The sequence below is a fragment of the Cupriavidus sp. MPR-AND1C genome (assembly GCF_058809705.1).
This window is the reverse complement of sequence record NZ_JBXASU010000040.1, coordinates 1-13,132: the sequence shown is the minus strand read 5'-3', so window position 1 is coordinate 13,132 and position 13,132 is coordinate 1. Positions and strand designations below refer to the sequence as shown.

Annotated in this window: 12 protein-coding genes; 5 read left to right on the top strand and 7 right to left on the bottom strand. The window is 67.2% G+C overall.

Annotated elements, in window-relative coordinates; all coding sequences use genetic code 11:
* Positions 1 to 17 precede the first annotated feature (17 nt).
* The 3 genes from AC1RWI_RS21070 (at position 18) to AC1RWI_RS21060 (ending at position 2,984) form a co-directional block, all read left to right on the top strand.
* On the top strand, positions 18 to 257 hold the full coding sequence (locus AC1RWI_RS21070; RefSeq protein ID WP_492868498.1) for an acyl-CoA carboxylase biotin carboxyl carrier protein subunit: 240 nt from the start codon (positions 18 to 20) through the stop codon (positions 255 to 257).
* 535 nt (positions 258 to 792) lie between these two features.
* Entirely contained in the window at positions 793 to 2,136 is a 1,344-nt protein-coding gene (locus tag AC1RWI_RS21065; protein WP_492868496.1) for an MFS transporter, read from the top strand.
* Between the two features lie 20 nt (positions 2,137 to 2,156).
* Positions 2,157 to 2,984 carry a putative hydro-lyase gene (locus AC1RWI_RS21060; RefSeq protein ID WP_492868494.1) on the top strand — a complete coding sequence of 276 codons (828 nt, stop codon included), beginning with the start codon at positions 2,157 to 2,159 and terminating at the stop codon, positions 2,982 to 2,984.
* On the opposite strand, the gene AC1RWI_RS21055 is transcribed toward AC1RWI_RS21060, so the two are convergent.
* Positions 2,976 to 3,743 (bottom strand): class I SAM-dependent methyltransferase, encoded by a 768-nt coding sequence (locus AC1RWI_RS21055; RefSeq protein ID WP_492868492.1) that lies wholly within the window; start codon positions 3,741 to 3,743, stop codon positions 2,976 to 2,978. The two genes, AC1RWI_RS21060 and AC1RWI_RS21055, sit on opposite strands and share 9 nt — an antisense overlap.
* A 330-nt stretch (positions 3,744 to 4,073) precedes the next feature.
* Between AC1RWI_RS21055 and AC1RWI_RS21050 the strand changes: the two genes are divergently transcribed.
* The gene (locus AC1RWI_RS21050; RefSeq protein ID WP_492868559.1) at positions 4,074 to 5,012 is read left to right on the top strand and encodes a LysR family transcriptional regulator; all 939 of its coding nucleotides are present in this window, start codon (positions 4,074 to 4,076) and stop codon (positions 5,010 to 5,012) included.
* 35 nt (positions 5,013 to 5,047) lie between these two features.
* Here AC1RWI_RS21050 and AC1RWI_RS21045 read toward each other — a convergent pair whose 3' ends face one another.
* Positions 5,048 to 6,055 carry a Bug family tripartite tricarboxylate transporter substrate binding protein gene (locus AC1RWI_RS21045; protein WP_043354481.1) on the bottom strand — a complete coding sequence of 336 codons (1,008 nt, stop codon included), beginning with the start codon at positions 6,053 to 6,055 and terminating at the stop codon, positions 5,048 to 5,050.
* A gap of 51 nt (positions 6,056 to 6,106) precedes the next feature.
* Positions 6,107 to 7,261: a M20 family metallopeptidase gene (locus AC1RWI_RS21040; protein ID WP_492868490.1), complete on the bottom strand. Its 1,155-nt coding sequence runs from the start codon at positions 7,259 to 7,261 to the stop codon at positions 6,107 to 6,109.
* A 135-nt stretch (positions 7,262 to 7,396) separates the two neighbouring features.
* Here AC1RWI_RS21040 and AC1RWI_RS21035 point away from each other — a divergent pair, with 135 nt between their 5' ends.
* Positions 7,397 to 8,302 carry a MurR/RpiR family transcriptional regulator gene (locus AC1RWI_RS21035; protein WP_492868488.1) on the top strand — a complete coding sequence of 302 codons (906 nt, stop codon included), beginning with the start codon at positions 7,397 to 7,399 and terminating at the stop codon, positions 8,300 to 8,302.
* Between the two features lie 109 nt (positions 8,303 to 8,411).
* Here AC1RWI_RS21035 and AC1RWI_RS21030 read toward each other — a convergent pair whose 3' ends face one another.
* The 4 genes from AC1RWI_RS21030 to AC1RWI_RS21015 form a co-directional block, all read right to left on the bottom strand.
* Complete coding sequence (locus tag AC1RWI_RS21030) at positions 8,412 to 10,436, bottom strand: acetyl/propionyl/methylcrotonyl-CoA carboxylase subunit alpha (RefSeq protein WP_492868486.1); 2,025 nt, start codon at positions 10,434 to 10,436, stop codon at positions 8,412 to 8,414.
* A gap of 82 nt (positions 10,437 to 10,518) precedes the next feature.
* On the bottom strand, positions 10,519 to 11,307 hold the full coding sequence (locus AC1RWI_RS21025) for an enoyl-CoA hydratase/isomerase family protein (RefSeq protein ID WP_492868484.1): 789 nt from the start codon (positions 11,305 to 11,307) through the stop codon (positions 10,519 to 10,521).
* Between the two features lie 50 nt (positions 11,308 to 11,357).
* Entirely contained in the window at positions 11,358 to 12,965 is a 1,608-nt protein-coding gene (locus tag AC1RWI_RS21020; RefSeq protein WP_043354485.1) for a carboxyl transferase domain-containing protein, read from the bottom strand.
* A 68-nt stretch (positions 12,966 to 13,033) separates the two neighbouring features.
* Positions 13,034 to 13,132, bottom strand: a 99-nt coding sequence (locus AC1RWI_RS21015) for an acyl-CoA dehydrogenase family protein (protein WP_492868557.1), incomplete at its 5' end; no start/stop codon positions are given.

The window sequence follows — 13,132 nt, the reverse complement described above, 5'->3', positions numbered from 1 at the left end:
CAACGGACAAACAGAATATGCCCCAGACAAAATCCCCCATATCCATCGTGGCGGACACCGCCGGCACCCTCTGGAAGCTCGTGGCGCAGCCCGGCGAAATGCAGGTAAAGGATGCCACGCTGCTGATTATCGAATCCATGAAAATGGAAATACCGCTTGAGGCCGGATCGGCTGGTTATATCGAATCGTATTGCGTGGCAGAAGGTGAAGTGGTGGAAGAAGGGCAGGTATTGGGAATTTTTATTCCTGTCGCTTGAAATCGCGCTATTGATAAAGCTGTAAATTCGCCGCTGACATTGATCTTGTGGCGTCGGCCGGGCCGCACGGCCTGGCTTTTTCTCAACGATCCCGTGGGCTGGGAGGTTAATCACCAGCTGGCTGTGAACGATACCGGTTTCGGTGCGTTCCATGCCCCAGGCGGGACGAAAGGTTCATTGCTGTGGTGCGGCGGGGCGCACTGAATCCCCGAGTCAGATGGCTTTTTTTAGTCAGGAATCGTAACGCCCGGAATTCCGTGTTTTTAACGAAATAGCCGCTGGCATGCTTGTTGCAAAGTATCCGGTGTAATCGATGAGGCATGAATCCCGGCGGCTTTTAAAGGCCCGCGATTCCCGGCAGGTGGTTAGCTCTCCGGAAATAAAAACAAGACGCGAGCCCGCCCTGTGCGCCAGTAAGTTCCAGGCACAGGACGGCCATCGCGGCACGTATTCGTGCTTCAGCGCTGGTTCATCCAGGGGTTTCACCACGCCTGGACTGGATTTTCTACCCCGTAGCATCCTGGAAACTGACAATATGTCCAACGCCCCCACCTCATCCCTGCCGATGCCCGACACGGCGCCGGCGTCCACCCCTGCCACGGTGCCGGCAACCGGCAATGCCGTTGCCCGCAAAGCCGCCATGGCCGCCGCAGCCGGTACCGCCATCGAGTATTACGAGTTCGGCGTGTACGGCTATATGGCCTCTACCATTGGCCCGCTGTTCTTCCCTAGCGACAGCGCCACGGCTTCGCTGCTGGCCATCCTGGCCGTGTTCGGCAGCGCCTTCCTGATGCGCCCGATCGGCGGCATCGTGCTTGGTCGCCTGGGCGACCGCGTTGGCCGCCGTGCCGTGCTGCTGGTCACCGTGATTGGCATGGGCATTGCCACCGGCATCATCGGCCTGCTGCCGGTGGCGGCCAGCGCGGGCATCGTCGCGCCGCTGCTGCTGTTGGCCATCCGCCTTGCGCAGGGCTTCTTCGCCGGCGGCGAAGTCACCGGCGCGGCCGCCTATGTCGCCGAATCGGCGCCCAAGGGCAAGCGCGGCTTCTACGGCGCCTTCACGCCGGTGGGCGTGGCCGTGGGCGGCGCGCTGGCCGCGACCGTGTGCGGCATCACCACCGGCTTGCTGGAACCGGCGCAGATGCAGGCGTGGGGCTGGCGCATTCCGTTCCTGATGGCGATCCCGATGGTGGTGATCTCGTCGATGGTGCGCAAGCGCGTGGAAGAGTCCGTGGCCTTCAAGCAGTTCCAGGAACACAGCGAGCCGCCCAAGGCGCCGCTCAGGGAGGTCTTCACCGCGCACATGCCCGCCGTGGTCAAAGTGGTGCTGCTGTCCTTTGGCCAGAACGTGGGCTACTGGGTGGGGCTGGTGTTCATGAACATCTACATGACCACCTATCTCAAGTACGACAAGGCAACGGTGTACTGGATCATGGCGTTCGTCAGCCTGACCATGGCCATGCTGATGCCGCTGTGGGGCGGGCTGTCCGACCGGCTCGGCCGGCGCAAGGTGCTTGCCATCGGCTTTTGCGCCTACATGGTGCTGGTATTGCCGATGATGATGCTGATGGACAACCACAGCATCGGTCTGGCCTTGCTCGCCATGATGGTGGTGGCGCTGCCCATGCCCATCGTGCAGTCCGTCGGCTACCCGACCTATGCCGAGCAGTTCCCGACCCGCGTGCGCTACACCGGCATGGCGTTCAGCTTCAACATCGGCGCCATCCTCGGCGGCGGGCTTACGCCATATGTGGCCACCGCGCTGATCGGCAGCACCGGCAACCTGCTCAGCCCGGCCTACCTGCTCATGGGTGGCGCGGCAGTCAGCCTGCTGGCGCTGCTGGGCGTGAAGGAAACCGCCCGCCAGGCCCTCGACTGATGACGGCACGCAACCGGAGCATGGAGATGGAAGCAGCTATCCACGCCGCGGCCGGGCTTGCGCCTGGCTGGGCTGCCACGCCGGCCGGCGCCCGCGCCGGCATCCGCAGTGGCCGGTACAACGGCAATACCAGCGGCATGGCGCCCGGCCATGGGCAGGGCAACCTGATGATCCTGCCCAAGGCCTGGGCCGGGGATTTCCTCGGGTACTGCCGGGCCAACCCGGTGCCATGCCCGCTGATCGGCATGACCGAAGCAGGCAGCCCGGCGGTGCCGATGCTCGGCGGCGATATTGACCTGCGCACCGACGTGCCGCGCTACCGCGTGTGGCGCCATGGCGAACTGGTGGAGGAGCGCGACGATATCGGCGCGCTCTGGCAGGACGATTTCGTGGGCTTCGTGCTGGGCTGCTCGCTGTCGTTCGAGGACGCGCTGGAGCGCGCCGGCTTGCGCGTGCGGCACGTGGACGAAGGCAAGATCGTGCCGATGTACCGCACCAGCATCCAGACCACGCGCGTCGGCGCCTTCCATGGGCCGATGGTGGTGTCGATGCGGCCTTACACGCCGGCCGAGGCGGCCATCGCCTCGGCCGTGTGCGCCCGGTTGCCGGGGGCGCACGGAGCGCCGGTTCATATGGGCGACCCCGCGGCGATCGGCATCGCGGACATCGGCCGCCCGGACGAAGGCGAGCCGACCGCGATCCTGGCCGGGGAGATTCCGGTGTTCTGGGGGTGCGGAGTCACGCCGCAGGCGGCGGCCATGATGGCGCGTCCGCCGCTGTGCATCACCCATGCGCCGGGGCACATGCTGGTGTGCGACGTGCCCGCCGAGGCGTTGAAGCTAGTGTAGGGCGACGGTTGCGACGTGTGCTGCTTCCAGCAGCGGCGCGGGCGGCATCGGCGCTGCCCAGCGGTAGACCAGCAGGCGGCCCTTGTAGGCATCGATGCCGGCCGTGGCCACGCGGTCGAGCTTTTCCTCGCGCATCGCGAAACCCTGCTCGGCCATCTGCCGGTTGAAGGCGGGCCGGTTGCCGCGGTCGGGATCAATGATCCAGATCTCGACCGTGGGGCTGGCATGGCGCCCGATAAAGTGGGCGAGGTTGGCATTGGCATCGCGCTCGTAGAGCAGGTCGCTGCCGATGATCAGGTCGAAATGGCCGCGGACATCGGCGGCGGGGAAGGAGCCGGCGCCAGCAGGGGCATCCTGCTCGTGCTCCGCGGCGCTCCAGTGCCCGTGCCGGTACTTCATTGGCGCGAGGCCATTCAGGCGTACGTTCTCCGCGAGGAAGGCGGCGGCCATCGGATGGCAGTCGCTGGCGGTCACGTCGGCACCCCTGCGGTGCCCCACCAGGCTGGCCAGCCCCAGCCCGCAGCCGATTTCCAGCACCCGCTCGGTGGGGTCCACCGGCCGCAGCGCCATGCGCGCGGCCAGGTGCGCACCGGATGGCCACAGCAGCCCGAACAGCGGCCACATGGCGGAAGAAATGCCCATGCGTTCGGCTTCGCCGAGGGGGTCGGAGTACTGCTGCTTGTCCAGCAAGGAGCGAATGACCAGGTCGGCGGCGCCGGTCACGGCGATGCTCTCTTGCTTGGTTTGGTAGCCGGGCATCGAGGGGGGAAGCCAGAACGCCGGCTTCGCAATAGGAGGGAATCGGCCAGTATGCCCGAAAACCCCTTCGCAAGCCTGGAATGTGGGGCTAAATGCGTCGAAATGAGGCGAAATCGCCAGGAATAGGGGCTTGGGCAGGTGCCGCCGCGGGCAGGAAGTGCGGCAACCGCCTGACGCGGCCTCATGCTTGTTGCCACCCGTGCTGTGCGAGAATTCGCGATAAGCAAGATAGCGGAAATCACGACCCGCCTATTCTCGGAGATTATCGCGGTGAGCATTCCATCGGTCCCATCGATCCCATCCAGCGCATCCATCCGCAAGCGCCTTCGCATGCGGCACCTGCAACTGATGCTGGCGCTCTCGGAGTCGCCCTCGCTGCGCCAGGCGGCTGAAGGGCTGGCCCTGACCCAGCCTGCCGCTACCAAGTCCCTGCAGGAACTGGAAGACGTGCTCGGCGTATCGCTCTTTACACGCCACGCGCGCGGGCTGGACCCGACGGTATCGGGCAAGGCGGTGATGCGTTACGCGCGGGTGGTCTTTGCCGACATGGATGAACTGCGCGAGGAGCTTGTCGCCATCCAGGCCGGCGATGTGGGCAAGGTGCGCGTGGGCGCGGTGATGGCGCCGGCGCCGGACCTGCTCACCCACGTGATCGTCAAGCTCAAGCAGGCGCATCCGCGCTTGCACATCATCGTGCAGATCGATACCAGCGACGTGCTGGTGCACGCGCTGCAGCAGGACCAGATCGATATCGTGCTGGGCCGCATCCCCGATGGCTGGCCATCGGAGGAGTTGTCGTTCGAGACGCTGGGGGAGGAGGCGCTGTCGATCGTCACCCGCGTGGGGCATCCGGCGGCGGAGCGCGGCAAGCTGAAGCTGGCCGCGCTGACGGAGTACGCGTGGATCATCCAGCCGCACCCCAGCCCGATGCGCCAGATCATCGACCAGACCTTTCGCGAGAATCGCGTGCCGCCGCCGGTGAGCACGGTGGAGACCTCGTCGATCCTCACCACGCTGTCCGTGCTGCGCGAGTCCGACATGCTCGCCGTGCTGCCCACCTCGGTGGCCCGCTACTACGAGGACCTGAACATGATCGCCACGCTGCCGGTAGCCTTGCATGGCCGGCTTGCGCCTTACGGGCTGGTGCTGCGCAAGAGCCGCCCGCCCACGCCCGCCATGCAGCTCGTCATCGACATGCTGCGCGCGGGCGGAGCGGCTGCAACGGGCGGCATGGAAGGCAAGGGCGGGGCGGCCACTGCCAAGCCTTAGCCCTGCTCTAGTGCCGCGCGCTCAATCCCGCGCCCTCAATCCGCGGAAATCTTGGCCTTGCGGACCACTTCGCCGTAACGCACCATCCGGTCGGCCATCATGCGTTCGAAGGCGGCCGGTGCCATCTCCTCGGGCGGGAACACGCCGCGCGCGCGCAGCGCCGTCTGCATGGCGGGGTCGCTGGCGGCCTGGCGCACTGCCTGGTAGAGCTTCTGCACCACCGGCTCGGGCGTGCCGGCAGGCGCGGCAATGCCCGTCCAGGAACTCAGGTTGAGCTGCGGATAGCCCAGCTCGGCCATGGTCGGCACGTCGGGCAACTGCGGCAGGCGCTGCTCGGATGCCACCGCCAGCGCACGCACCTTTCCTTCCTTGATGTAGGGCAGCATGATGACCAGGTTGTCGAGGATGAACTGGACCTCATTGCTCAGCACGGCCGTGATCAGGTGCGTGCCGCCACGATAGGGGATGTGCGTGGCGTAGATGCCGGTGCTGGCCTTTAGCATTTCCACATTCAGCTGGCCCATGCTGCCAACGCCGCCGCTGCCGTAGTCGAGCTTGCCCGGGTTCTTCTTCGCGTAAGCGAGGAACTCCGCGAACGTGCGCACCGGCAGGCTTGAATGCACCACCAGGGCGTTGGGCTGGCGGCCCAGGATGGCGATGTTCTCGAAATCCTTGATCGGGTCATAGCCCAGCTTTGGCTGGGTCAGCGGGTTGGCCAGGTGGCTGCTCTGGGAGGACACCACCAGCGTATAGCCATCGGGCTTGCTGCGCGCCACCGATTGCGTGGCGACCGAGCCGCCCGCGCCCGGGCGGTTGTCGACGACCACCGGCACGCCGAGGATGCGCGACAGCGGCTCCGAGTACTGGCGGGCCATGATGTCCACCGAACCACCGGGCGGGAAGGGCACCACCAGCGTGATGGGGCGCGAGGGATAGGCGCCCTGTGCTTGCGCTTGCGCGGCCAGCGGCGCGGCACACGCTAGCGCGGCTACGCTGAGGCCGGTGCGGAGGAAATGGCGGCGGGAGAATGGCACGTTCGGCATGGCAGTGTGGTGACAGTCGTTAAAAATCGGGTGCGGGGGCAGTGCCCTGGCTCAGCGCAGTGCGAGGATGGCCAGCGCCACCGCCTGCGCGCGCGGCACGAACGTGGCAAGCTCGGAGTACTCGCGCACGGTGTGCGCATGGCCGCCCACCGGGCCGGTGCCGCACAGCGTGGGCGTGCCCACCGAGGACGTGAGCCCGCTATCGGCTGCACCGCCGGTGAATTCGCCGTCTACCGAGAAGCCCAGGTGCAGCGCGCCGCGCTGGTACAGCGCCAGCAGGTCCGCGGGCGTCTGGGTCATCGGCCGGGTGCGGCGCATCTCGGTGATCCGGCCCTTGGTGCGCGGCAGCGATTCGGCCTCGATGATCGCGCGCACCTGCTCGACCAGCGCTTCGATGTCCGTGTCGGCGGTAAAGCGCACGTCGAGCTCGGCCTGCGCCAGTGGCGCCACCATATTGGGCACGATGCCGCCCTTCACACAGCCCACATTGGTGGTGATGCCCTGCTCGGCGTCGGTCAGCGCATGCAGCGCCAGGATCTTGCGTGCAAGCGCATCGATGGCGCTGGCGCCCTGGGCATGGTTGACCCCGGCGTGCGCGGCCACGCCCTCCACCTCGAACTCCACCACCATCGACCCCTTGCGCCCTGTGACCAGGTTGCCGCTGACGCGGCCGGGCTCGGCGTTGAACACGGCGCGCGCGCCGCGCGCCACGTCCATGATCCGTTCGCGGGTGGCGCCGGAGCCGATCTCCTCGTCACAGGAAAAGAACAGGCGCACCGGCAAGGCGTTGCCGCCGCAGCGCGCCAGGGCCTCGGCCACGAACACATTCATGACCAGGCCGGATTTCATGTCGGCCACGCCGGGCCCGTAGGCAAGCCCATCCTCCACGCGGAAGGGGCGGCGTGCGGCCGTGCCGGCGGGGAACACGGTGTCCATATGGCCCATCAGCAGGACTGGCGCGCCATCGCCATCGCCGGCACCGGGCACCAGCGCATCCAGGCACACGCCAAAGCCGGGCACGGCATGCAGCGTGACCGCAATGCCGGCGGCCTCCAGGTGCGCGCGCAGGACCTGCGCCACGGCCGTCACGCCGGCTTCCTGCCGGCTGCCGCTGTCGATGTCGACGATGCGCTGCAGGAGCGCCTGCATTTCAGCCTGCTGGCCGCCCAGCCAATCGATCACCCCGCTTGCCGCCTGGGCATGCATGTCGCTTTCCGCTGCGTGGTCCGCCATAGCTGCGTGGTCCGCCATATACCGCTTGCTCCTTGCTTCGTGTGGGAGTGAATCGTGTATTGCAAAAGTGATATGATCATGCAATACGCATTGCAACGTGTCAACACCATGAAACAGGCTCAGGAGACTCCCTCGCGTGACGCTACCTTGCTCGAGCGCCTGGCGCGCGAGGCGGCCACGCTGACCGCCCGCGAGCGCACCTTGGCCGATGCGCTGGGCCGCGACTATCCGCATGCGCTGCTGGAATCGGCCACCGCGCTGGCTGCCCAGCACGGCACGAGCGCTTCCACGGTGGTGCGGCTGTTCGCCAAGCTGGGCTATGCCAGCTATGGCGATGCCCAGCGCGAGGCACGGGCCAGCGTGACGGCGCTCCTGCCCACTGCCGGCCAGCGCGCGCCGGCCACGATCGGTGGCAAGCGCACCCTGCGCGCCTGCGTGGACGACGCGCTGCTGCACGACCAGCACAACCTGGCGGCCACCCACGAAGGGCTGGACATGGCCGCCTTCGAGGCGATCGCGCGCCTGCTGGCAGAGCCGCGCGGGCGGCTGTTCGTGCTGGCGCAGAAAAACAGTGCGCCCGTGGGCGCATGGCTGGCGCTGCATCTGAATATGTGCCGGCCACAGGTCCAGGAACTGGGCGCGGGCGCGGTGACGGCCACGGATGCCATGCTGTGGGTGGAGCCGGAGGATGTGCTGCTGACTTTCAGTATCCGGCGGTATTCCAGCGCACCGGTGAGCATCGCGCGCGCCTTCCGCGAACGCGGTGCGCGCGTGGTCGCGATCTGCGACAGTCCGGCCGCGCCACTGGTGCCGCTGTCGGATCACCATCTGTTGGTGCGCACGGCCAATGCGTCGCCTTTCGACTCTTATACGGCGGCCTTCTTCCTGTGCAATGCGCTGGTCTCGGCGGTCGCGCAATTGCGCCAGCCAGCCGTCATCAAGGCGCTGCAACGGCGCGATGCGCTATGGGCGGCCTTTGAGTCGGATCCTGTCGAGGGTTTGCGGCGGGGATAGGGCGGAGCCGGAGCGGCCGGCGATCCGCGTGGTCAGGGAGATAGGTCTGGGTACGATCTTTCTGCTTGTTGTCCCGCTGACGCGGGGCAACAAGCAGCCCTCCAAAAAATCACGCCGCCACATCTTCCAGCGTGACCAGCTGCGCCCCATCCTGCACCTGGTCGCCGATACCGTAAAGCACCTCCTGCACCACGCCGTCGGCCGGCGCGGTCAGGGTGTGCTCCATTTTCATGGCTTCCATCACGATCAGCGGATCGCCCTTGCCAATGACCGTGCCGGCCTTGACCATCACCGCGATGATGCGGCCCGGCATCGGTGCCACCAGCTTGCCGCCCTCGGCATCGGCGCTGCCCGCATGGGCCAGCGGGTCGATGACTTCCAGCCGGGTTTGCTGCTTGCCGCTGAACACGTAGAGCGCGTCGCCTTCGATATAGGTGCTGCCCTTGACGGTGCGCTCGCCCAGGTCCAGCGCATGGCTGCCGGCCAGGCTGGTGGCGCGCAAGGGCAGGGTTTGCTCGCCTACCGTCAGCCATTGCTTGCCGCCATCGCTGCGCAGGCTGGCCAGCGTTTCGCCTTCGCCGGTGCGCAGGCGGAACTGGCTGGTGGCGTCTGCGTTCAGGCGCCATGCGCCGGCGTTCTGCCAGGGCGAATGCGCGTCGGCCGGGTCCACGCGGCGCGCGCGGGTATCCGCATCCACCAGCGCCGCTACCGCCAGCGCGATGATTTCGGTGCCCACCATTGCGGGCGGGGGGAATAGTGCCGCCTGGTTGCGCTCGATCAGGCCGGTGTCGAGATCCGCCGTGCGGAACGCCTGCGAGGTCACCAGCCGCTGCAGGAAGGCGATATTGGTCGACAGGCCCACCACGTGATACTCGGCCAGCGCCTGCGCCATGCGCGCCAATGCCTCCTCGCGGTCGCGGCCCCACACGATCAGCTTGGCGATCATGGGGTCGTAGTACGGGCTGATGGTGTCGCCCTCGCGCACGCCGGAGTCGATGCGCACGCCGGCCGGGCCGTTGCCGTCCTGGCCCAGCGCGAACGTGACAGCTGCCGGTGTGCGCAGGTAACGCAGCGTGCCGGTGGAGGGCAGGAAGCCCTTGTCGGGGTTTTCGGCGTAGACGCGGGCTTCCAGTGCGTGGCCGTGGATTTGAAGCTGATCTTGCCTGAGCGGCAGCGGCTCGCCCGCAGCCACGCGCAGCTGCCACTCCACCAGGTCCTGCCCGGTGATCATCTCGGTCACCGGGTGCTCCACCTGCAGGCGGGTGTTCATCTCCATGAAGTAGAACGAGCCGTCCTGGTTGGCGATGAATTCCACCGTACCCGCGCCCACGTAGCCCACCGCCTGCGCGGCGGCCACGGCGGCTTCGCCCATCGCGCGCCGGCGTTCCTCGCTCATGCCGGGGGCCGGCGCTTCTTCCAGCACCTTCTGGTGGCGGCGCTGCACGGAGCAGTCGCGCTCGAACAGGTAGACGCAGTTGCCGTGCGTATCGGCAAAGACCTGGATCTCGATGTGGCGGGGGCGGGTCAGGTATTTCTCGACCAGCACGCGGTCGTCGCCGAAGCTGGCACTGGCCTCGCGTTGCACGGACGCCAGCGCGGCTTCGAAGCCTTCGCTGGCTTCCACCACGCGCATGCCCTTGCCGCCGCCGCCGGCGCTGGCCTTGAGCAGTACGGGGTAGCCGATGCGGTCGGCTTCGCGGCGCAGCAGGGCCGGCTCCTGATCCTCGCCGTGGTAGCCGGGCACCAGCGGCACCGCGGCCGCCTCCATCAGGCGCTTGGCCGCGCTCTTGCTGCCCATGGCGCGGATGCTGGATGCCGGCGGGCCGATGAAGACGAGGCCGGCTTCGGCGCAAGCCTCGGCAAAGCCGTCGTTCTCGGAGAGGAAGCCGTAGCCGGGATGGATGGCCTGCGCGCCGGTGGCCTTGGCCAACTCGATGATGTGGTCGCCGCGCAGGTAGCTGTCGCGCGCCGGCGCGCCGCCGATATGCACGGCCTCGTCGCATAGCGCCACGTGGCGCGCGTCGGCGTCGGCGTCGGAGTAGACGGCTACCGTGCGGATGCCGAGGCGGCGGCAGGTGGCTGCCACGCGGCAGGCGATTTCGCCGCGATTGGCGATCAGGATCTTGTTGAACATGACTGTTCCTCGTTTTCTGGTTCTGGCGGCGCGGCTGCGGTGGCCGCGCGGCGGATGCGCATGATTGGCTGGGTACCCTGGCTCAGGCAGGACGCCAGGACGGCGAGCGCTTCTCCAGGAAGGAGCGCACCCCTTCGCGGCCTTCGTCCGACGCGCGGATCGCGGCAATGCGCTCTGCGGTGTCGGCCAGCAGCGCATCGTCGATGGCGCGGCCGGACACTTCCTGCACCAGCCGCTTGCTCTCGCGCACGGCATTGGGGCTGTTGGCCACCAGCGCGGCGGCGATCTCGCTCACCTTGGCATCCAGCATGTCGCCCGGCACCATCTCATGCACAAAGCCCAGCCGCAGCGCTTCGGCCGCACCGAAGCGCTCGGCCGTGATGAAGTAGCGCCGCGCCGCCTGCTCGCCCATGGCGCGGATCACATAGGGGCTGATGGTGGCGGGCAGCAAGCCCAGGCGTGCCTCCGAGAGGCAGAAATTCACCGTCTGCGCGGCCACGGCGATGTCGCAGGCGGCAACCAGGCCCACGCCGCCCGCATAGGTGTCGCCGTGGATGCGCGCGATCACCGGCTTGGGGCAGGCCCAGATGGTGTGCAGCATCTGCGCCAGCGTGAGCGCGTCGGACCGGTTCTCGTCATGCGAGTAGCCGGCCATCTTCTTCATCCAGTTCAGGTCGGCGCCGGCGCAGAAGGCCGGGCCATTGCCCGCCAGCACGATGGCGCGCACCGTGGGTTCGCTGCCGAGTGCGCGGAACGCACCGGTGAGCTCAGCGATCACGGTTTCGTTGAAGGCGTTGCGCACGTCCGGCCGGTTCAGCGTGACGGTGGCCACGTGCTGCGCGGTCGTGACGGTAAGCGTGGTGAATTCCATGTTGGTGTCCTGTACGGTGCGGTGCGATCTGTTATCCGGGGCGCTTGCCATCACATGCGGAACACGCCGAACTTCATCTCGCCGATGGGCGCGTTGAGGCTCGCCGACAGGCCCAGGCCCAGCACCGTGCGGGTTTGCGCGGGATCGATCACGCCGTCGTCCCACAGCCGCGCGCTGGCGTAGTAGGGGTGGCCCTGGTGCTCGTACTGGTCGCGGATCGGTTGCTTGAACTTGTCCTCGTCCTCTGCGCTCCAGCTGCCGCCCTTGGCCTCGATGCCGTCGCGGCGCACGGTGGCCAGCACGCTGGCCGCCTGCTCGCCGCCCATCACCGAGATCCGTGCGTTCGGCCACATCCACAGGAAGCGCGGCGAGTAAGCGCGCCCGCACATGCCGTAGTTGCCCGCGCCAAACGAGCCGCCGATGATCACCGTGAACTTGGGTACCTGCGCGGTCGCCACCGCCGTCACCATCTTGGCGCCGTTGCGGGCAATGCCTTCGTTCTCGTACTTGCGCCCCACCATGAAGCCGGTGATGTTCTGCAGGAACACCAGCGGGATCTTGCGCTGGCAGCACAGTTCGATAAAGTGCGCGCCCTTGAGCGCCGACTCCGAGAACAGGATGCCGTTGTTGGCGATGATGCCCACAGGATAGCCCCAGATCCGCGCAAAGCCGCACACCAGCGTGGTGCCGTAGCGCGCCTTGAACTCGTCGAAGTCCGAGTCGTCCACGATGCGCGCAATGACCTCGCGCACGTCATAGGGCTTGCGCGTGTCGGTAGGGATCACGCCGTACAGCTCCTCCACCGGATAGCGCGGGGGCAGCGGCTCGTGCAGGCGGATCTGGTCCGGCTTGCGGCGGTTCAGGTGCTGCACGATATTGCGCGCCAGCGACAGCGCGTGCGCGTCGTTCTGCGCAAAGTAATCGGCCACGCCCGACAGGCGCGTGTGCACATCGGCGCCGCCCAGGTCTTCGGCGGTGACTTCCTCGCCAGTGGCGGCCTTCACCAGCGGCGGGCCGCCCAGGAAGATGGTGCCCTGGTTCTTGACGATGATCGACTCATCGCTCATGGCCGGCACATAGGCGCCGCCGGCCGTGCACGAACCCATCACCACCGCGATCTGCGGAATGCCTTGCTTGGACAGGTTGGCCTGGTTGTAGAAGATCCGGCCAAAGTGGTCGCGGTCCGGGAACACGTCATCCTGGTTAGGCAGGTTGGCGCCGCCCGAGTCCACCAGGTAGATGCAGGGGAGGTTGTTCTGCTCGGCGATCTCTTGCGCGCGCAGGTGCTTGCGCACAGTGAGCGGGTAGTAGGTGCCGCCCTTGACGGTCGCGTCGTTGCAGACGATCACGCATTCCTGCCCGGCCACGCTGCCGATGCCGGTGATGATGCCTGCGCCGGGCGCGGCATTGTCGTACATGTCGTAGGCGGCGAGCTGCGACAGTTCCAGGAACGGTGTGCCCGGATCCAGCAGTTGTTGCACACGCTCGCGCGGCAGCAGCTTGCCGCGCCCAAGGTGCTTGGCGCGGGCTTCGTCGCCGCCGCCTTGCGCCAGCCTGGCGATCTTTGCCTTGAGGTCGACGACCAGCGCCTGCATGGCGTCGGCATTGGCGCGGAAGGATTCCGAGCGCGCATTGAGTTTGGTTTCGAGCGTGGGCATAAGGTGTCGGATCTCGGGTCTTTGTTCTTGTGGCTTGTGCTGTGGGCGCGGGGGCGTCGGCTGGATACTCAGGCCGTTTCGGCGTAGAGTTCGCGCCCGATCAGCATGCGGCGGATTTCCGAGGTGCCGGCGCCGATCTCGTAGAGCTTGGCGTCGCGCCACAGGCG